Consider the following 19,897-nt stretch of genomic DNA (forward strand, 5'->3'; position numbering starts at 1 on the left):
AGGTTAAGGCTTATCCGTTTTCAAAGGTAAGGACAGTCATGCCATTTGATCCATTGGTAACCGCGGTTATTGAAACCTCTTTGAATACGCTAGTAAACGACGATCCAGCACTGGTTCGTCGTTTGTCTCGTTTAAAAGGGCAGATCATTCAAGTCAATTTGAAAGAGTTGAATAAAACACTTACGTTCGTTTTTAGCCAACAAATTGATGTGTTGTCAGAATACGAAGGGCAACCTGATTGCTACTTATCTTTGAATCTATCTGTATTGCCAGAACTCCGTGAACAATCGAATATTACTAAGCTTATCAAGCAAGATAAGCTGATTTTGGAAGGTGATATTCAGTTGGCACAGAAGTTTTCTCAGCTGATGACAGACTGCAAACCCGACTTGGAAGAGTGGTTGTCTCGCGTGACAGGTGATGTGGTAGCTCATACCTTGGTGCAAGGCGTTAAGAACGTTGGTGGCCTTGTGGCAAAGCAGGCAACAAAACATCAGAATCACTTCGCTCAGGTTCTGACTGAAGAGTGGAAAATTGCTCCTGCGCCATTAGAGGTGGCACATTTTTGCGATCAGGTTGATGACGTAAAAAGCTCAGCTGCACGCCTTGAAGCTAAGTTGAACGCTCTGTTGGAGAAAGCATGACCCCAACAGAACTGAAACGTCTTTATCATATTATCAAGGTACAGTTGGAATATGGCCTTGATGAACTGATGCCAGAGCACCAATTGACCAAAGCGCCTCTATTGGCGAGAAAGTCACTGTTTTGGATTAAGAACAAGCACAAAGATAAAGAGTTAGGGCATCGTCTACGCTTGGCTTTGCAAGAGCTAGGGCCAGTGTGGATTAAGTTTGGACAGATGATGTCGACACGTCGTGATCTGTTCCCCCCTCATATCGCTGATCAGTTGGCACTTTTACAAGACCAAGTGGCGCCGTTTGATGGTGAATCGGCTAAGCAAGATATGGAGAAGGCTCTGGGTGGCAGTTTAGATAACTGGTTTACCGACTTTGATATTGAACCACTTGCTTCAGCGTCCATCGCTCAGGTGCATACTGCGAAGTTAAAAGAGAACGGCCGAGAGGTGGTTCTGAAGGTAATTCGACCAGATATTCGCCCGGTGATTGATGCAGATCTAAAACTGATGCATCGAATGGCGAGTATAGTCGCTAAGTCGCTTCCTGAAGCACGTCGTTTAAGACCGGTTGAGGTCGTTCATGAGTACGAAAAAACCTTACTTGATGAATTGGACCTACGCCGAGAGGCTGCAAATGCCATTCAATTGCGTCGTAATTTTGAAGGCAGTGAAGAGTTATACGTTCCTGAGGTGATTCCTGATTTAAGCAGTGAAACCTTGATGGTATCAGAGCGTATCTACGGTATTCAGGTTTCGGATGTCGAGACCTTAAAAGCCAACGGCACCAATATGAAATTGCTGTCGGAACGTGGTGTGACGGTATTCTTCACCCAGGTATTCCGAGACAGTTTTTTCCATGCAGACATGCACCCGGGCAACGTATTCGTTAACCCAGAGAACCCAGATAATCCTCAATGGATTGGTCTCGATTGTGGCATTGTCGGCACGTTAAGCAGCGAAGATAAACGTTATTTAGCTGAAAACCTGCTGGCTTTCTTCAACCGAGATTACCGTAAAGTTGCAGAACTGCACGTTGATTCGGGTTGGGTGCCGCATGATACCAACGTTAATGACTTCGAGTTTGCGATCCGCATGGTGTGTGAGCCGATTTTTGCCAAGCCACTTGGTGAAATCTCATTTGGCCATGTGTTGCTAAACTTATTTAATACAGCAAGACGTTTCAACATGGAGGTTCAGCCTCAGTTGGTACTTCTGCAAAAGACCTTGTTGTATGTTGAAGGGTTAGGTCGTCAGTTATATCCACAACTCGATTTGTGGGAAACCGCAAAGCCTTTCCTTGAAACCTGGATGATGAATCAGGTGGGGCCGCAAGCTGTGATTAACGCAGTCAAAGAGCGCGCGCCATTCTGGGCAGAAAAACTGCCAGAGCTGCCAGAGTTACTTTATGACAGCTTGCGCCAAGGTAAAGCGATGAACCATAGAATGGATCAGCTTTATCAAGGTTACCGAGAGAGTAAGCGTCAGCAAGCAACTGGAAAGTTTTTGTTTGGCGTTGGGGCCACTTTAGTCGTATGCTCCGCAATATTAGTTTCAAGCCCTTATGAGCAGTTATCTATGGGCTGTGGCATCGCAGGTGTCACATTTTGGCTGCTTAGTTGGCGAGCTTACCGTCGTTAGACAGTAGACTCTCTTTATATTTTTTTGTGTAGACAGACCCGAGGACAATGACAATGGGTGGTATCAGTATTTGGCAACTTCTAATCATTGCTGTAATTGTAATTTTGCTATTCGGAACAAAGAAACTGCGCGGTATGGGCGGTGACTTAGGTTCAGCGGTTAAAGGCTTCAAGAAAGCAATGAGCGATGATGAAAAGCCTGCAGATCAGAAAGATGCAGACTTCGAACCAAAGAATATTGAACAGCAGAAGACAGAAGCGACTGCTGAAACAAAGAAAGACAAAGAGCAGGCGTAAATCGTGTTTGATATCGGTTTTTGGGAACTGGTATTAATATCTGTCGTTGGGTTAGTGGTTTTAGGGCCTGAGCGTTTGCCTGTGGCAATTCGTAGTGTATCCAAGTTTGTGGGTGCGGCGAAAAGTATGGCAAACAGTGTGAAAGATGAACTTTCTCACGAGCTTAAGGTACAAGAGCTACAAGAAAATCTACGCAAGGCGGAACAAATGGGTATGGAAGATTTATCTCCAGACCTTAAAGCGTCAGTCGATGAACTAAAGCAGGCCGCTGCTGAAGTTCAACGTCCATACGCTAAGCCTGGGTCTGATAAGCCGAGTGAGACTACACCTAGTGTCACGGAAACTGTCGAATCTGAAACCATTCAGGTAAACAGTGAAGCTTCAGCACCGTCAGATAAAAAAGCCGAATAGTCTCGCAAGGAGGGGTCGCCAGATATACGCGGCTCCTTTTCGATCTTCCTGTTTAAGAGGTTTGAAATGTCTTCGACTGAGCAGACACAGCCTTTAATTAGCCATCTTCTAGAACTCCGTAATCGACTACTACGATCGATTCTCGCCGTTCTAGTAGTGTTTATCGGGCTAATTTATTTTGCTAATGATATTTATGAATTCGTATCCGCACCTTTAGTAGATCGTCTACCTGAAGGGGCGACGATGATCGCAACCGATGTTGCATCGCCATTTTTCACACCTTTGAAACTAACGTTAATTTCCGCTGTGTTTGTCGCGGTACCGTTTATTTTGTATCAGGTGTGGGCTTTTGTGGCTCCGGGTTTGTACAAGCATGAGAAGCGCTTGATCATGCCACTTTTGGCTTCAAGTTCTCTGCTGTTTTACTGTGGTGTGGCGTTTGCTTACTTCGTGGTATTCCCGTTGGTATTCAGCTTCTTTACGGCTATCTCGTTAGGGCAGGTAGAGTTTGCGACGGACATATCGAGTTATCTTGATTTTGTACTCGCACTGTTCTTTGCTTTTGGTATTGCCTTTGAAGTACCAGTGGCGATTATCTTATTGTGCTGGACGGGTGCAACGACACCTAAAGCGCTAGCTGAGAAGCGCCCTTACATTGTCGTGGGTGCTTTTATTATCGGTATGATGCTGACACCGCCAGATATGATTTCTCAAACACTGTTAGCGGTTCCAATGTGTATCCTGTTTGAGATCGGTCTGTTCTTCGCTCGCTTCTATGTGCGCAAGCCAGATGGCGACGAAGAGGAAGAAGCAGAATCTTAACTTAGAGTTTGTAGTAAAAACTAGAATAAAAAAAGCGGCCCTAGGCCGCTTTTTTTATTCTTCTTCGTTATCGAATTTTCAACTGATAGCCACAGTTCTGACATACATAGAGCTCTTTAATGCCCAAGATTTTATGCCATAGAGTTCGATGCTGACGTTGTAAGTATTGTGAGTGGTCACACATTATTAACTACCTCTATATGCAGGTGGTTGATAATATACAGGTAGTCCTTTTTTAACAAATGAATTTAGTTGAAAACAATAGAAATTGGTTATCCAAATTATTTATAACTTAAACAATGATTTAGCGTTGGCTGTTGTGATCTTTTCAACTTCTTCTAGAGTGATGCCTCGTAGGTCTGCAATGCGCTTGGCGACCAGCTCTGTGTAGGCTGGTTCATTGCGTTTACCACGGTTTGGCGCTGGCGCTAGGTAAGGGCAGTCCGTTTCTAAGATAACGTAGTCCATATCTAGGTGTGGGATCACCTTATCCATACCTGAATTCTTAAAGGTCGAAACACCACCTAAACCAAGGTGGAAGCCGAGCGCATTGATCGCTTGAGCTTCTTCTAGACTGCTGCCAAAGCAGTGAAATACACCACGTAAGCTGCCATCTTGCTCTTGTTTTAGCAGAGTCAGAGTCTCTTCTATTGAATCTCGAGTGTGGATTACCACCGGTAGGTCGAGTTCCTTTGCCCATTGCAGTTGGGTAACGAAAGCCATCTCTTGTTCGGCTTTAAAGGTTTTATCCCAGTAGAGATCGATACCGATTTCACCCACCGCGATAAAGTCGCGTTTATCGAACCAAGCGCGAATGGTCTTTAGCGTTTCTTCAATATTTCCATCAACATAACAAGGGTGTAAGCCCATCATTGAACGACATACTTCCGGAAATTGAGCTTCCGTTGCTAGCATTGGCTCGATAGATTCTAGGTCGATGTTTGGTAGTAGAATTGTATCAATACCTTGAGCCAGTGCGCGCTGCACCACTTGTTCGCGGTCTTCATCGAATTCGCTAGCGTAAATATGAGCATGGGTGTCGATCATTGTTTTGTCCTGAATGCGGTCTTTACTGAGTTGCCATGAGTATACGGCAGTGTGAGGAGAAGGTCATTTTTTGCCATTTCTCCCTGTTTTTGAGTGGGTTTTATATTTTACTGCTAGCGTCCTGAGCCATCAGTGATATGCTTTTGCCTGTATTTAGCACTTTTCATATCTAAGTATTTCGGTACTTAGACTAGGCAAGGAGAATCTAGTGTCTGTTTCAATTCAAGGTCAATTCCCAGGTCGCCGCATGCGCCGTATGCGTAAGCACGACTTTAGCCGTCGCCTAATGGCAGAAAATCAATTGTCTGTGGATGATCTAATCTACCCAATGTTTATCCTAATGGGTAAAGACCGCCGCGAGCCTGTAGAGTCTATGCCGGGTGTTGAACGCCTGTCCATCGACCTTATGCTTGAGGAAGCGGATTACCTTTCTAAATTGGGTGTTCCTGCGATTGCTCTATTTCCAGTCGTGAACCAAGATGCTAAAAGTTTATGCGCAGCTGAAGCCCATAACTCTGAAGGTTTGGTTCAGCGTGCTGTACGTTCACTAAAAGAACACGTGCCGAACATTGGTGTTATCACAGATGTCGCACTCGACCCGTTCACCACACATGGCCAAGATGGCATCATCGATGAAGATGGCTACGTGATGAATGATGAGACCACAGAAGTGCTAATCAAACAGGCACTGTCTCACGCTGAAGCGGGTGCCGACGTGGTTGCTCCATCGGACATGATGGATGGTCGTATTGGTAAGATTCGTGAAGCGCTAGAAGAAGCGGGTCACATTCACACTCAAATCATGGCGTACTCGGCGAAATACGCGTCGTGCTACTACGGTCCATTCCGTGATGCTGTCGGTAGTGCATCTAACCTGAAAGGTGGTAACAAGAAGAACTACCAGATGGATCCTGCAAACAGTGATGAAGCTATTCACGAAGTTGCTATGGATCTTAACGAAGGTGCGGACATGGTGATGGTGAAACCTGGTATGCCTTACCTAGATATCGTGCGCCGTGTGAAGCATGAGCTGCAAGCTCCTACGTATGCATACCAAGTGTCTGGCGAATACGCGATGCACAAAGCGGCGATTCAAAACGGCTGGCTGAAAGAGCGCGATACAGTAATGGAATCACTACTGTGCTTTAAGCGTGCTGGTGCGGATGGCATCCTAACTTACTTTGCTAAAGATGTAGCTGAGTGGCTAGCTGAAGACAATGCAAAGGCCGCTGAGCATCTAAGAGAAAAGTAACGACTTTAGGTTAAGCCAAAAGAGTATTTAAAGGGTTGGCCTTCGTGCCAACCCTTTCGTTTATTAGAGTGGAAAGTATGTCAGTCATCGTACGTGAAGGCTCGCTGGAAGAAGTGGTTTCGGTTGTTGAGCAGATTAACGAGTTTGCTCAAAAAGAGAGTGTGGCTTCTCTTTCGCAACGCTTATCAGGCAAGAAGAGTTTGATTTTAGTCGCGGAAGAAGCGGGTGTGCTACTGGGTTTTAAGATCGGCTATGAATTGGAACCGAACACTTTTTACAGTTGGTTTGGTGGCGTATCGCCGCTTGCGAGAAACAAAGGAGTCGCACAGGCTCAATTAGATGTTCAGGAGCAGCGGGTGAAACAGCAAGGCTACCAACAACTCAAAGTGAAATCGCGTAATCAGTTTCCTGCCATGTTACGTCTACTATTGAGGAATGGTTATCAGATCGAAAAACTGGAAGAAAAAGAGGATATTCGAGAACATCGCATTCACTTCGTAAAGCAGCTATAGGTTTAATCAACGCGTTGAAGTCGTAGCATTAATCAGTCAATTAAAATTAAATGAGATTTATTATCATTTAGTGGTTGACTATTAAATGATAATCATTATTATTAAACATGTCTTAGGGAATGAGGAAATGTTCACAAGGATGTTAAGTAATCAAGTATCAACTTGGTTACCCAACAGACTTCTCGCGAACTTATACTAAGTTCTTTTTGACACGACATTGCTCACATTGCTTCCAGTGTAATTTATAGCTTTTAGGTAAAGCTGTGGTATTCAATTTGAATGGCTTTACCGGTTTTTGCTAGGCGACATCTTCGGGTGTCGCTTTTTTTATGTCTACCATTTCAATAGGACGCATATTTAGTAGCACGTATTTTTATGAATAAAACGCCATCAGCATTCTTTTCCACAACGTAAGATCTTAAAAAGATCGTTGATCATCTGTTCGATCTGTAAATTTTTACTTTATTTTCAATGGTTTGTTTGTGTTTTTTGCTTTGCTTGCCTTAGTTCTCAACAGGGTGGATAAATAATATAAACAGAGTTATCCACAGAACACCTGTATCTAAGAACAAAAAATAACAACAAATTGATTATATCGAACACAACCGAGTGAACGGATACGGATCGACAACGTGGAATCCAACCAACAGACGTGGCATTCTTAACAGATAATTTCTGTACTTACTGGATACACAAACATTATGGCTCGTATTCCTGATAATCCATTGATTCTGATCGATGGCTCTTCTTACTTATATCGCGCGTTTCATGCTTACCCTGGCACCATGAGCAATGGTGATATCCCGACTAACGCGGTTTACGGTGTAGTTAACATGCTGCGCAGCATGATGCGTCAATTTGCTTCTGATCGTATTGCGGTGATTTTTGATGCGAAAGGAAAGACGTTCCGTGATGACATGTACCCAGAGTACAAGGCTAATCGTCCACCTATGCCGGATGATCTGCGTTGTCAAATCGAACCCTTGCACAACGTGATTCGTGCTATGGGTCTGCCACTTATCTCTATCCCTGGCGTTGAAGCGGATGACGTGATCGGTACGCTGGCTTCGCAAGCATCTAAAGCGGGCATGCCGGTTTTGATCAGCACGGGCGATAAAGATATGGCCCAACTGGTTGATGACAACGTTACTTTGATTAACACCATGACTAACGTAGTGATGGATCGCGAAGGCGTTATCGAGAAGTTTGGCATCCCACCTGAGCTTATCATCGACTACCTGGCGCTGATGGGCGATAAAGTGGATAACATTCCTGGCGTACCAGGTGTCGGTGACAAAACAGCAACTGCTCTACTGCAAGGCATTGGTAGCATCGAGAAGTTGTACCAAAACCTAGATGATATTGCTGCGCTTGGTTTCCGTGGTTCTAAGACGATGGCTAAGAAGCTTATCGACAACAAAGATAACGCTGAAATGTCTTACCAACTGGCGACGATTAAGCTGGATGTTGAGCTTGAAGAGACGCCAGAATCACTCGTAAAAACGCAACCAAATACCGATGAGCTGATTAAGCTATATGGTCAACTTGTCTTCAAATCTTGGCTGAATGAGCTTCTTGAGGGCGGTACTGGCGTTGTTGAAGCTGATGAGCAATCTGGAGCCGTACGCAGCAGTGGCACATCGGCAACCTCAACCGTTGAGATGAACACTTCAGCAGTGACGATTGATCGTAGCAAATACGAAACCATTCTTGATGAAGATACTTTCAACGCTTGGCTAGAAAAGCTGAAAGCGGCAGAGGTGTTTGCTTTTGATACTGAGACAGACAGCCTAGATTACATGGTGGCTAACCTGGTTGGCCTATCGTTCGCAACAGAAGAAGGTGTTGCTGCTTACGTACCGGTTGCTCATGACTACCTAGACGCACCACAACAGCTGGATCGTGATTGGGTACTAGAACAGCTTAAGCCGATTCTTGAAGATGATGCACAAGCTAAAGTGGGTCAGAACCTCAAATACGATATGAGCGTTTTAGCGCGCTACGGTATTGAGATGAAAGGCATGAAGCATGACACCATGCTCGCTTCTTACGTTTTCAATAGCGTTGGCGGTAAGCATGATATGGACAGCTTGGCGTTGCGTTTTCTACAACACAGCTGCATCTCATTCGAGCAGATTGCAGGTAAAGGTAAGAAACAACTGACGTTCAATCAGATTGAGCTGGGTGAAGCGTCTCCATATGCGGCTGAAGATGTTGACGTAACACTGCGTCTGCATAACCGATTAATGGAAAACATCGAACAAGACGAAAAGCTAAAAGCGATTTATGAAGAGATCGAAGTACCGCTGATTCCAGTCATGTCTCGCATTGAACGTACCGGTGTATTCGTCGATGACATGTTGTTAGGCGCACAGTCACAAGAGATTGCGGTTCGTCTTGATGAGTTAGAGCAAAAAGCTTACGAGATTGCAGAGCAAGAGTTCAACATGAACTCGCCGAAACAGCTGCAAGCGATTCTGTTCGAGAAAATGGGCCTGCCTGTTATCAAGAAAACGCCATCTGGTTCGCCTTCAACTAATGAAGAAGTACTACAGGAACTGGCACTAGATTACCCGCTACCTAAGTTGATCATTGAGTATCGTGGTCTGGCGAAGTTGAAGTCTACTTACACTGACAAACTACCGAAGATGATCAATGCAGAAACGGGTCGTGTTCACACCTCGTATCATCAAGCGGTAACGGCGACAGGTCGTTTGTCTTCGACCGATCCAAACCTACAGAACATCCCAATTCGTAATGAAGAAGGCCGTCGTATCCGCCAAGCATTCGTTGCACAGCATGGCTGGAAGATTCTAGCGGTCGATTACTCTCAAATTGAATTGCGTATCATGGCGCACCTATCGGGTGATAAAGCGCTTCTGGAAGCTTTCCAACAAGGCAAAGATATCCACGCGGCAACCGCAGCTGAGATCATTGGCGTTAATATTGAGGATGTGACTTCTGAGCAACGTCGTCGTGCTAAAGCGGTTAACTTCGGTCTTATTTACGGCATGAGTGCTTTTGGTTTGGCTAAGCAGCTAGGTATTCCTCGTGGTGAAGCACAGCACTACATGGATACTTACTTCGAGCGTTACCCTGGTGTGATGCAGTACATGGAAGACACACGCAGCGCAGCTTCAGAGCAGGGCTTCGTTGAAACCATTTACGGTCGTCGTCTGCACCTACCTGAAATTCAATCTCGTAATGGCATGCGTCGTAAGGCTGCTGAGCGTGCAGCGATCAACGCGCCAATGCAAGGTACAGCCGCAGACATCATTAAGAAAGCGATGCTGTTGGTGGATGAATGGATTCAAGCGGAAGGTGATGGTCGAGTTAAGCTATTGATGCAAGTACACGATGAATTGGTATTTGAAGTGGAAGAGTCATCTTTAGCCGAAATTGAAAGTAAAGTACAAGAATTGATGGAATCTGCTGCTGACCTAGATGTGCCGCTTGTTGCGGAAGCGGGTCACGGTGACAACTGGGATCAAGCCCACTAATCAGTTTTTGACCTTATTGAGCAAATTAGTATGAGCCAGTGCACAAACACTGGCTTTTTTTTGTCTCGAATAAAGTTCAATCACACAAAGGGTTTAGGTGTTTTAATAAAACATTCATGAAAAAAAACTACAAAAATTGTTTTCATTTCTGAGCAATTGTTGTACATTAAATCTCGTAGGGTACAGAGGTAAGATGTTCTATCTTTCAGACCTTTTGTTTCACGTTATTGGATTAGGCTGATTCAGCCGCCCCAGTCAGTATTTGACTGGGGCGTTTTTTCTTGTGCGAAAGAAAAATATTTCCAACCTACACCCCCTGAAAAATGCTCCATTTCTAGTACTTTTGTTACGCTTTTTAAGTGCCTTCTTTATCTCTTCCATTCGTTGTGAATTTGGAATTCAATCAGCAATTGGTAATTTAAATCCACACATAAAATGATTGTTTTATCATTTGAAATAACTTTTATTTTACAAAGTGCCGATAAAGGATTGATCGCTCGCGCCTTATTTATCAGTGCATTGAGTGGGTGAATGTTGGTCTAAGGCTTGTGGCAGTTGCTTGAGTGAGGTTTTGGTGGTGTCGGCGAGTTTGTTAATGCTTTCAACCGTTTGATTAAGCGCCAGTTGTTGTTCGTCACTAAGGTTAGGGTTATTGACGATGGCTTGCAGTGACTGAGATATCACCTCCAGAGATTGGCTTGCATCTTGAGCATACCTCTCCATGCCATCAAGGTCTAAAGTCATATCGACGTTGATCAGTGGCGTTTCCGTTGTTTCTTTTTCAGAGGCGAGTCCTGAAAATGAAACCATTATCAGCGCTATTACGATTAGGGGCATTTTCCATATGAATGTTCCTTTCTCATTGTACTGTTTATAAAAGTTTGTCTTTTAGTATGGTTCACTTCTGTTGTTTGTGACGGGTTTATCTTACTTTTTATTCTCGGTTTTTGAGTTTAACCCGCTAATTTATAGACAAAAAAATACCCCACCTATATAAGGCAGGGTATTGATAAGGTGCGATCTCTTGGAGTCGCGATCGATTCGCTATGTGTTCCCTCGATATAAAGAGGCTACTCTGAATCGTTGTGTTCTTCGCTTTCTAGTTCGTCGATGAGTTGATCAGCAAGCGCTGGCGCGAACCATTCATCCATCTTGTTACGCAGTTGGTCAACACCAATGCCTTTCAGTGAAGAGAAAACATCAACAGCGACATCACCACCGAAAGATTGCGCATCTTTACGAATCTTCAGCAGCTGTGCTTTACGTGCACCTTGCTTCAGTTTGTCAGCCTTAGTTAGCAGCACTTGTACTGGAATACGGCTATCAATTGCCCAGAAAATCATTTGTTGGTCTAGGTCTTTCATTGGGTGGCGAATGTCCATCAATACCACCAAACCTTTCAACGATTCACGTTTTTGAAGGTATTCACCTAGCGACTTCTGCCACTTTTTCTTCATCTCAAGCGGTACTTGAGCAAAACCATACCCAGGTAAATCGACGATATGACAACCGTCCGTTACCTTAAATAGGTTAATAAGCTGAGTTCGACCAGGTGTTTTACTGGTTTTCGCCAAGCTTTTTTGGTTGGTAACGCGATTTAGCGCGCTAGATTTACCAGCATTGGAGCGTCCTGCAAACGCAATTTCGATCCCTTCGTCCTCTGGTAAGTGACGAATATCAGGTGCACTGGTAATGAAATGCGTGTTTTGATAATGAATTTTTACGCTCACTGTTAACTCCATCTCGACTTTGTGTAGTCGATTGATTACTTTTTTGTGAATTTGTGTAAAATAACCGTGCTCGGCATAAGGTCGCCTATTGTACCATGAGTGGCAACATAGAGTGGTACTGGAAGCTTGATAATTATAATGGAATGTCATGAAGAAATTAGCGCTAATTTTGAGTCTTTTAGCCAGCTGCTCAGTATGGGCTCAAGGTAGTATTGAAGCTGGTAAAGCCAAATCACAAACATGTGTTGCCTGCCACGGTGCTGACGGCAACAGTCTGATCACTCAGTACCCTAAGTTGGCTGGTCAACATGAGAAGTACCTAGAGAAGCAGTTAAAAGAGCTTAAGCTAGGTATGACGAGTGGTGGTAAGCAAGGTCGTTATGAACCTGTAATGGGTGCAATGGCGATGCCTCTGTCTGAACAAGACATGGCTGACCTAGCGGCATACTACGCATCTCTCCCAATCTCTAATAATTCTACTCCTGAGAACGTAGTTGAAGAAGGTAAGATCCTATACACAGCGGGCAACGCAGAGCGCGGCCTAACAGCGTGTATCGCTTGTCACGGCCCTCGTGGTAACGGCACCGAGCTGTCAGGCTTTCCTAAAATTTCAGGCCAACACGCAGAATACATCAAGGCTCAACTTGAAAAATTCCGCGATGGTAGCCGTAATAACGACATGAATGCGATGATGCGTGATGTAGCTAAAAAGTTAACAGACGCAGAAATTGATACCTTATCGAAGTACGTTGGTGGTCTACACTAATTTGTCGGTTTCTCGCTCTTAGCCAGAGTGAAGAAATGTACGTTCGAGCGAGATTGAAGAAGACGCCCCGATCAGAAATGATTGGGGCGTTTTCTTTTTTTAGGCTTAACTAATAGATTTTTGTGATGATTTATCTTTTTGTGTCTAATTTATCAATGTGTGATCAATTAGTGTTCGAAAGTGTGAAGTCGCACTATTGTAGTCTTTTTGTAACACGGTAAAGTAACCGCCATCAGCTAGGAGCTGACTTAGATATGGATGATCATCTCGTCTAACGGTATAGACAGAAACGGATCAGGCTAGGACAGCCCAGCAACAAGGTGTTAGAAAAGGATAGCCAAAACTCATCAGGACGATGAACAACAAACAAATTTGGCATGGAAAGCACCAATAACAAATGGAGATTTGTGTACCAAGTTGAGTATGCAAATTTTGGCCGATATAGGCAGATTTAGAGAGCGATAGGTTTTCCTATCGCTTTTTTTATTGATTTGATGAAAAAATACCCAATACCTCTCCACTATAAACGCAGTTTCTGGTATGTTTCGCATCCCTGTTTAAGGATGTGCTATGTATACTTGTCCCTTATGCCATCATCAAGGCGTGAATCACTATTTTGAAGACAAACGCAGAGCCTATCTGCAGTGTCAGCAATGTGAGCTGGTATTTGTAAAACCAGATCAAAGGTTAGAAGCAAACGAAGAGAAAGCGCACTATGATCTCCATGAGAACGATCCTAGTGATGCCGGCTATCGCCGCTTTTTATCTCGCATCGCGGATCCATTAACAGACAAAATTTCATCCAACTCACACGGGTTGGATTTTGGTTGTGGCCCGGGCCCTACGCTATCTATTATGTTAGAAGAAGTCGGACACACCATGGAGTTGTACGATATTTACTACCACCCAGAAACTTCTGTGCTGGAGAAAACGTATGACTTTATGACTGCCACCGAGGTGATAGAGCATCTTTACCACCCAGATAAGGTGTGGCAGCAATGGTTGAATTTAGTTAAGCCCAAGGGCTGGATTGGTCTGATGACCAAGCTAGTAATAGACGTGGACGCGTTTGCTGGTTGGCACTATAAGAATGACCCGACACATGTCGTCTTCTTTAGTCGTCAAACATTCCAGTTTTTGGCAGAGCGGGATAAGCTCGAACTCGAATTTATTGGAAATGATGTAATTTTACTGAGGAAGACCCAGTAATGAGCCGTAGTAAAAAATCTAGAAAGCCGGGAGCATATGGTGCTCCTGAAGTTATCGTTACTCGTAACCGTAGCGAATCTGATGTTGAAGGTCGTGAACGTAAACGTCTGAAAAAGCGTAAAGGCCTAAAATCGGGCAGCCGCCACTCAGATGGTAGCGATACGAAGCAGCGTAAAGCAGCACAAGCTCGCGACCCACGCTTAGGCAGCAAGAAAAAAATCCCACTGATCGTTGAACCAGTGAAGAAGCTAACTAAGCAAGAGCGTAAGCTATCTAACGAGCAAGAGTTAGAGATGCTTGAGAATGATCCACAACTGAACACGCTACTGGACCGTATCGAAAATGGTGAAAACCTAGGTGCAGGTCTACAGAAGTTCGTTGATGAGAAGCTTGATCGCATTGAGCACCTAATGGGCCGTTTGGGTCTATTAGAGCCAGAAAACGATGAAGAAGAGTTCTTCGAAGAAACGCCGGTAGTATCGAACAAGAAAGCAAACTCTGATGAAGACCTGCTATCTCAATTCGAAGATATCGACTTAGACAGTTTTAAGGGTTAATAGCCAATGAACGTAACCTTATTAGCAATTGCTGGTGGAATTATTATTCTCGGCTTGGGCTCTTATGCAGGTTACCTTCTACTTCAAGTGAAGAAGCAGACGGAGTTGCAAAAGCAGCATCAAGCTCTAGCTATCGAGAAGCGTAACGCGAACATCTTCGACAACGTTAATACCCTATGCCTTGCCGGCATTCAAGGTCAGTGTGATTTGTCAGAGATTAGTATACGCGTGTACAACATCATGGACTTTGTTCAGGGCGATGAACGTGTCGATTTCGACGCCGAATACCCTGCGACCTCGGAGTTGTATCATGTGGTTAAGGACATGGCGCGTGGCGAAGAACGACAAAATCTTCCGAAGCGAGAGCGTATGAAGCAGAACCTGACTCGACAAAAAGCAGAGTCGCGCTTGAACGAATCCATCATTGAGGAGTTGAAGCAGTTACAGAAGAAAGTAAAACCTCTTAATAACCAAATCAACATTCAGATGATCTAATAAAAAGGGCTTATGTGGTATGGTGTCATATCAAATAAGCCCTCTCACCTTTGTGTTATCTTACATCCTCTAAGTCGGTTAGTGATCAAGCTATCAATTTTGAGCATTGGTGTTCAAAAAGCGATTAGCCGTCAAACGTCCTTACAAGTCGTGTGGCAAAATAACGCGTCTATATTTTAATGTATGTAAATTGATTTGAGAGAGCCTAGGTTCTCGCGGATCTAAATTGGAAGTACCGCTATGTCGAGCAAGCCAGTAACAACGAATCAGCAAATCGTTTGGGACCAAGAAATCTTAAACAAGTACAACTATTCGGGACCTCGTTACACTTCATACCCAACTGCGTTGGAGTTCCATGAAGCGTTTACCGTCTCTGATTACGACATGGCGTGTACGCAATACCCAGAGCGTCCACTGTCGCTTTACGTACATATCCCGTTTTGCCACAAGCTTTGTTACTACTGTGGTTGTAACAAGGTGATTACTCGTCACTCGCACAAAGCGGATGAGTACCTAGATGTGATTGAACATGAAATTCGCCAACGTGCTTCTTTATTGAATGGCCGCGAAGTGACTCAACTGCACTTCGGTGGTGGTACGCCAACTTTCCTAAGCAAGGCACAAATCACGCGTCTAATGATGATTCTACGTGATGAGTTTAACTTCACTGCTGACGCTGAGATCAGTATCGAGGTTGACCCACGTGAAATTGAACTCGACGTACTGGATCACCTACGTAACGAAGGCTTCAACCGTCTGAGTATCGGTGTTCAAGATTTCAACAAAGAAGTGCAAAAGCTGGTGAACCGCGAGCAAGATGAAGAGTTCATCGTAGCTATGGTTCAGCGTGCTAAAGAGCTTGGCTTCCGTTCAACTAACCTAGATTTGATTTACGGCTTGCCTAAGCAGACTCAAGCGTTATTCGCTGAAACGTTGAAGCAAGTACTTGAGATGAAACCGGGTCGTCTATCGGTATTTAACTACGCTCACATGCCACAACTGTTTGCGGCGCAGCGTAAGATCAAAGATGAAGACCTGCCAAAAGCTGAAGAGAAGATGGCTATCTTGCAAGATACTATCGAGACTCTGACAGGTGCTGGTTACCAGTTTATCGGTATGGACCACTTCGCGCTTCCTGAAGATGAGCTAGCAGTGGCACAGCGTGAAGGTGTACTGCACCGTAATTTCCAAGGCTACACGACTCAGGGCGAGTGTGACCTAGTAGGCTTTGGTGTGTCGGCTATCTCTATGGTGGGTGACTCTTACGCGCAAAACCAAAAAGAACTTAAGAAATACTACGCTCAAGTGAATGACCTTCGCCATGCGCTTTGGAAAGGTGTAGCACTAGATAACGATGATTTACTGCGTCGTGAAGTGATTAAGCAGCTGATCTGCAACTTCAAACTCGATAAGACGATGATTGAATCTGAGTTCGCTGTTGATTTTAATCGTTACTTCAAAGAAGACTTAGAGCTTCTACAAACCTTCATTAACGATGACTTGGTTGAAGTAGACGACAAAGAAATCCGCGTAACGCTTCGTGGTCGTCTGCTGATTCGTAACATCTGTATGTGTTTTGATAAATACTTGCGTGCTAAAGCTCGCCAACAGCAATTCTCTCGCGTTATCTAATTACTCGATTGAGAATAAAAACATAAAAAATGCCAGCATCATGCTGGCATTTTTGTATCCTAAGAGGCCTAGTACAGTTCTTTGAGCTTACGAGTTAGGGTGTTTCTTCCCCAGCCCAAAACCTTGGCTGCGTCCTGCTTGTGACCATTCGTATGGTTGAGTGCAGCCTCTAGCAGTATACGTTCAAACTCCGGCAGAGCATAAGTGAGCAGCTCTTTTTCTCCTGAATCAAGTGCACATTTTGCCCAATTCGCAAGCAGCTGCTGCCAGTTATCACCAGTACCTGATGGTGCGACGGTTTTCTCTTCCAACAGCTCCGGTGGTAGATCTGAAGGAAGAATTTCACTGCCACTTGCCATCACGGTCAGCCAACGACAAATGTTCTCCAGCTGACGCACGTTACCCGGCCAATTTAGCTGGTTCAGCTTGATTATGGTTTCCGGGTGCAGTGTTTTCACTTCCACACCAAGCTCTTCAGCCGCTGAGGCTAGGAAATGCTGAGTCAGCTTTTCGATATCTTGTTTACGTTCACGTAGGGCAGGAATGTGAATCCGAATAACGTTGAGTCGGTGGAACAAATCTTCACGGAAATCGCCTTCATGCACTAGTCGTTCTAGATCTTGGTGGGTAGCGGCAACGATACGAACGTCTACCTTAACTGCAGAATGGCCGCCGACACGATAGAACTGACCATCAGAAAGTACACGCAACAAACGAGTCTGAATATCGAGTGGCATGTCACCGATTTCATCCAGAAATAGGGTGCCGCCGTTGGCTTGTTCAAAGCGTCCTTGGCGAACGCTGTTAGCACCGGTAAACGCACCTTTCTCGTGACCAAACAGTTCGGACTCGATGAGGTCTTTCGGTATTGCCGCCATATTTAGGGCAATGAAAGGCTTCTTTGCTCTTGGGCTGTGGCGATGTAAAGCGTGAGCAACCAGCTCTTTACCAGTACCCGATTCACCGTTAATCAATACCGATATCGATGAGCGAGACAAACGACCGATGGCACGAAATACTTCCTGCATTGCTGGCGCTTCACCAATAATTTCAGGGGCGTTGGTCTCTTCAGAAGCTTCGTTAGCTTGTTCGCGCTTTTGCTCTTGGCTGTGAGCGATCGCTCGCTCTACAAGGGTAAGTGTCTCATCGATATCAAATGGCTTTGGTAGATATTCAAAGGCGCCTTTTTGATAAGCATTCACCGCAGCATCTAAGTCGGAGTGCGCTGTCATAATAATTACTGGTAGATCGGGAGAGCGTTGGTGCACTTGATGCAATAGCTCAATCCCGTCAATGCCGGGCATGCGGATATCTGACACCAGCACATCGGGTGTCTCTCGTTCAAGCGCAAGCAGTACGCTCTCTGCATCAGCAAATGTTTCACACTTTATATCTGCAGATGAAAGTGTCTTTTCTACTACCCAGCGGATAGAGCTGTCGTCATCGACGACCCAAACGTATCCCTTACTCATAATTCAATTCCTTTGCAGCCAAATCTATTGTGATAATCATTGTTTTTATTGTTCTGTATTCGTTCCTTGCCTGAAGCTTGGTTTCTCCATCGAGAGGAGCTGCTTCGTTTAAATGGGCAAGTAAATCGTAAATGTGGTGTTTCCCGGCCAGCTCTCGACATCGATTTTTCCGTTGTGCTGGTCGATTAGGTTTTGAGATATCGATAGCCCCAATCCTGTACCGCCCTCACGCCCACTGACCATGGGGTAAAACAGGGTGTCTTTTAATTCATCGGGGATGCCCGAACCGTTATCGCTGATCTCAATGCGTGCCGCGAGTTTGTGTCGCTGACCATGGATATTGGCTTGATGCACCGTTCTGGTGCGAATGGTGATCTTGCCTGAATCCTGTTCTTTTAAAATCTGCGCTGCGTTGCTCACGATATTGAGCATTGCTTGTTCAACCTGCGCTGAGTCCATCACAATGGGTGGCAGACTTGGATCGTAGTCTCGCTCGATAGCTAATGTTGAGCCAGATTCGAGCTCGACCAACTGCCTGACTTTTTCGAGTATCTGGTGGAGGTTTTCTTCTGACTTGGTTCCTGGCTTTTGCGGGCCAAGCAGACGGTCGACCAAGGCACGCAAGCGGTCGGCTTGTTCAATAATGATCTGGGTGTATTCATTCAGCGATTGATCGGGAAGCATCTTTCCAAGCAGTTGTGCCGCCCCCCTTAAGCCACCCAACGGGTTCTTGATTTCATGCGCCAAGCCACGCACTAACAGCTTCGCTGCTTGTTGTTGTGCATGCTGGTTTAACTCTTGGCTGAGGCGCCTTTGTTGGTCGATCTTGCGCATCTCAACGAGCAATAGGGTCTCGCGCTGCCAGGTGATCGGGCTTACCGTCACTTCAAGCATCAATGGGCGGTTATCGACAACAAAAGTCACGTCACTGTCGGTAATGCTTTGACCGCTTTGTAGGGGTTGAGTAAGCAGTGCTAAGTCGAGCGAGGCATGTTGGATAAGTTGACTCAGTGGGTGATCAACAATGCGTCTCGCACTTTGTGAAAAGAGCTGTTCAGCTGCCGGGTTGGCGTATCGCACGTATAACTGTTCATCGAGCATCAAGGTCGATGTCACCATATTATCGAGAATGGCGTTGGAAAGATGGTGTGTATCTATGCTGTCGCTTTTGGCTGATCGATTCACTGTTTCGTCCTTGAACTGGTGTTTTTCTCACTGCACCAAATTGGTGCGTAGCTAAGTTCAAGTATGGCGCATATCAATCAGAAGCTAAAGATAATTCATAAAAGTCGCGAAAAGCTGCTGAGAACAGGCAAAAATTGATGTTATTCAGTCTCTTTTAACCCATTGGCCTACTTGATCGTCGCTCGATGTAAATACACGGTGACTGGACTAGTAGATGCAATAAGCTTGCCGCTTCTATGTGCTTGAATTGCAATGGTGTGAGTGCCGCGATCGATATCTTTCAATTGCCAGTTAGGCTGGGTTTGTGGTGCGCCATAACGTCGCCCATCGAGCATCAATTGCAGCTGTTCACCAATGCCTAGTTTACGGTTGAGTTCGATTTGAATAGAGATGAAGCCACGATTACTGCGGATAGTTTGGTCGTGAATGGGAGTGAGCATAGTAAGGGCTAACGGAGCTGGGACTTCTCGCTCGGTCTGTTGTGTTTTTGGTAGCTCTTGGCTTGGAAGGGTTGAAGAGGCTTGGTCGTCAACGGGTTTCGATGGCTCGAATTTAGGTGCGGGTGCTGAAGCTTGAACATCCGGAAGCTCAAGAGACTTAGCGCCTTCGCCTGTCGGTGTATCACTAAAATGAAGTACGCCATCTTCATCTACCCAGGTATAAACCGTTTGAGCAGAGCATGAGAATACGACTGTTAACCCGATCAGGAACAGTATTTTTTTCATATGGTTGGCCT

At 45.0% G+C, this 19,897-nt stretch carries 19 protein-coding genes and 1 pseudogene; 14 read left to right on the forward strand and 6 right to left on the reverse strand.

The window, feature by feature from the left end; translation table 11 throughout:
* Positions 1–38 precede the first annotated feature (38 nt).
* The 5 genes from BTO10_RS20475 to tatC all read left to right on the forward strand — a co-directional run bounded on the left by BTO10_RS20475 (position 39) and on the right by tatC (position 3,804).
* Positions 39–644 (forward strand): ubiquinone biosynthesis accessory factor UbiJ, encoded by a 606-nt coding sequence (locus tag BTO10_RS20475; protein ID WP_004740977.1) that lies wholly within the window; start codon positions 39–41, stop codon positions 642–644.
* Complete coding sequence (gene ubiB, locus BTO10_RS20480) at positions 641–2,275, forward strand: ubiquinone biosynthesis regulatory protein kinase UbiB (RefSeq protein WP_105025675.1); 1,635 nt, start codon at positions 641–643, stop codon at positions 2,273–2,275. Before BTO10_RS20475 ends, ubiB begins: the two co-directional genes overlap by 4 nt.
* A 53-nt stretch (positions 2,276–2,328) precedes the next feature.
* The gene (gene tatA, locus BTO10_RS20485) at positions 2,329–2,571 is read left to right on the forward strand and encodes a Sec-independent protein translocase subunit TatA (protein ID WP_004740981.1); all 243 of its coding nucleotides are present in this window, start codon (positions 2,329–2,331) and stop codon (positions 2,569–2,571) included.
* A 3-nt stretch (positions 2,572–2,574) separates the two neighbouring features.
* Positions 2,575–2,982, forward strand: coding sequence for a Sec-independent protein translocase protein TatB (gene tatB, locus BTO10_RS20490; RefSeq protein WP_105025676.1), 408 nt, complete (start codon positions 2,575–2,577; stop codon positions 2,980–2,982).
* 66 nt (positions 2,983–3,048) lie between these two features.
* On the forward strand, positions 3,049–3,804 hold the full coding sequence (gene tatC, locus BTO10_RS20495; RefSeq protein WP_004740984.1) for a twin-arginine translocase subunit TatC: 756 nt from the start codon (positions 3,049–3,051) through the stop codon (positions 3,802–3,804).
* Between the two features lie 285 nt (positions 3,805–4,089).
* On the opposite strand, the gene BTO10_RS20500 is transcribed toward tatC, so the two are convergent.
* The gene (locus BTO10_RS20500; RefSeq protein WP_004741487.1) at positions 4,090–4,851 is read right to left on the reverse strand and encodes a TatD family hydrolase; all 762 of its coding nucleotides are present in this window, start codon (positions 4,849–4,851) and stop codon (positions 4,090–4,092) included.
* A 208-nt stretch (positions 4,852–5,059) separates the two neighbouring features.
* Here BTO10_RS20500 and hemB point away from each other — a divergent pair, with 208 nt between their 5' ends.
* The 4 genes from hemB to BTO10_RS23985 all read left to right on the forward strand — a co-directional run bounded on the left by hemB (position 5,060) and on the right by BTO10_RS23985 (position 10,356).
* Positions 5,060–6,103, forward strand: coding sequence for a porphobilinogen synthase (gene hemB / locus BTO10_RS20505; RefSeq protein ID WP_004741486.1), 1,044 nt, complete (start codon positions 5,060–5,062; stop codon positions 6,101–6,103).
* 77 nt (positions 6,104–6,180) lie between these two features.
* Positions 6,181–6,615 (forward strand): GNAT family N-acetyltransferase, encoded by a 435-nt coding sequence (locus tag BTO10_RS20510; RefSeq protein WP_004741485.1) that lies wholly within the window; start codon positions 6,181–6,183, stop codon positions 6,613–6,615.
* A gap of 701 nt (positions 6,616–7,316) precedes the next feature.
* Positions 7,317–10,115, forward strand: coding sequence for a DNA polymerase I (polA, locus tag BTO10_RS20515; protein ID WP_105025677.1), 2,799 nt, complete (start codon positions 7,317–7,319; stop codon positions 10,113–10,115).
* Positions 10,116–10,308: 193 nt separating this feature from the next.
* Complete coding sequence (locus tag BTO10_RS23985) at positions 10,309–10,356, forward strand: hypothetical protein (RefSeq protein WP_438356636.1); 48 nt, start codon at positions 10,309–10,311, stop codon at positions 10,354–10,356.
* A 296-nt stretch (positions 10,357–10,652) separates the two neighbouring features.
* Here BTO10_RS23985 and BTO10_RS20520 read toward each other — a convergent pair.
* Positions 10,653–10,961: pseudogene (locus BTO10_RS20520) on the reverse strand (GTP-binding protein); the annotation flags it as partial.
* A gap of 224 nt (positions 10,962–11,185) precedes the next feature.
* On the reverse strand, positions 11,186–11,845 hold the full coding sequence (gene yihA, locus BTO10_RS20525; protein WP_004741482.1) for a ribosome biogenesis GTP-binding protein YihA/YsxC: 660 nt from the start codon (positions 11,843–11,845) through the stop codon (positions 11,186–11,188).
* A 148-nt stretch (positions 11,846–11,993) separates the two neighbouring features.
* Here yihA and BTO10_RS20530 point away from each other — a divergent pair, with 148 nt between their 5' ends.
* From BTO10_RS20530 to hemN, 5 genes are all read left to right on the forward strand, one after another.
* The gene (locus tag BTO10_RS20530) at positions 11,994–12,611 is read left to right on the forward strand and encodes a c-type cytochrome (RefSeq protein ID WP_004741481.1); all 618 of its coding nucleotides are present in this window, start codon (positions 11,994–11,996) and stop codon (positions 12,609–12,611) included.
* A gap of 570 nt (positions 12,612–13,181) precedes the next feature.
* Complete coding sequence (locus BTO10_RS20535; RefSeq protein ID WP_105025678.1) at positions 13,182–13,820, forward strand: class I SAM-dependent methyltransferase; 639 nt, start codon at positions 13,182–13,184, stop codon at positions 13,818–13,820.
* Positions 13,820–14,377 carry a Der GTPase-activating protein YihI gene (yihI, locus tag BTO10_RS20540; RefSeq protein WP_004741479.1) on the forward strand — a complete coding sequence of 186 codons (558 nt, stop codon included), beginning with the start codon at positions 13,820–13,822 and terminating at the stop codon, positions 14,375–14,377. Before BTO10_RS20535 ends, yihI begins: the two co-directional genes overlap by 1 nt.
* Positions 14,378–14,383: 6 nt before the next feature.
* A complete protein-coding gene (locus tag BTO10_RS20545) occupies positions 14,384–14,872 on the forward strand; it encodes a DUF2489 domain-containing protein (protein WP_004741478.1) in 489 nt (162 codons plus the stop codon).
* A 240-nt stretch (positions 14,873–15,112) separates the two neighbouring features.
* Positions 15,113–16,504, forward strand: a complete 1,392-nt coding sequence (gene hemN, locus BTO10_RS20550) for an oxygen-independent coproporphyrinogen III oxidase (RefSeq protein ID WP_004741477.1) — start codon at positions 15,113–15,115, stop codon at positions 16,502–16,504.
* Positions 16,505–16,572: 68 nt separating this feature from the next.
* On the opposite strand, the gene glnG is transcribed toward hemN, so the two are convergent.
* The 3 genes from glnG to BTO10_RS20565 form a co-directional block, all read right to left on the reverse strand.
* Entirely contained in the window at positions 16,573–17,976 is a 1,404-nt protein-coding gene (gene glnG / locus BTO10_RS20555; RefSeq protein ID WP_004741476.1) for a nitrogen regulation protein NR(I), read from the reverse strand.
* A gap of 108 nt (positions 17,977–18,084) precedes the next feature.
* Positions 18,085–19,161 carry a nitrogen regulation protein NR(II) gene (gene glnL, locus BTO10_RS20560; protein WP_181144008.1) on the reverse strand — a complete coding sequence of 359 codons (1,077 nt, stop codon included), beginning with the start codon at positions 19,159–19,161 and terminating at the stop codon, positions 18,085–18,087.
* A gap of 167 nt (positions 19,162–19,328) precedes the next feature.
* The gene (locus tag BTO10_RS20565; RefSeq protein ID WP_004741474.1) at positions 19,329–19,886 is read right to left on the reverse strand and encodes a DUF4124 domain-containing protein; all 558 of its coding nucleotides are present in this window, start codon (positions 19,884–19,886) and stop codon (positions 19,329–19,331) included.
* Positions 19,887–19,897 lie beyond the last annotated feature (11 nt).

It is taken from the genome of Vibrio chagasii, assembly GCF_002954585.1.
Lineage (GTDB): Bacteria > Pseudomonadota > Gammaproteobacteria > Enterobacterales > Vibrionaceae > Vibrio > Vibrio chagasii_A.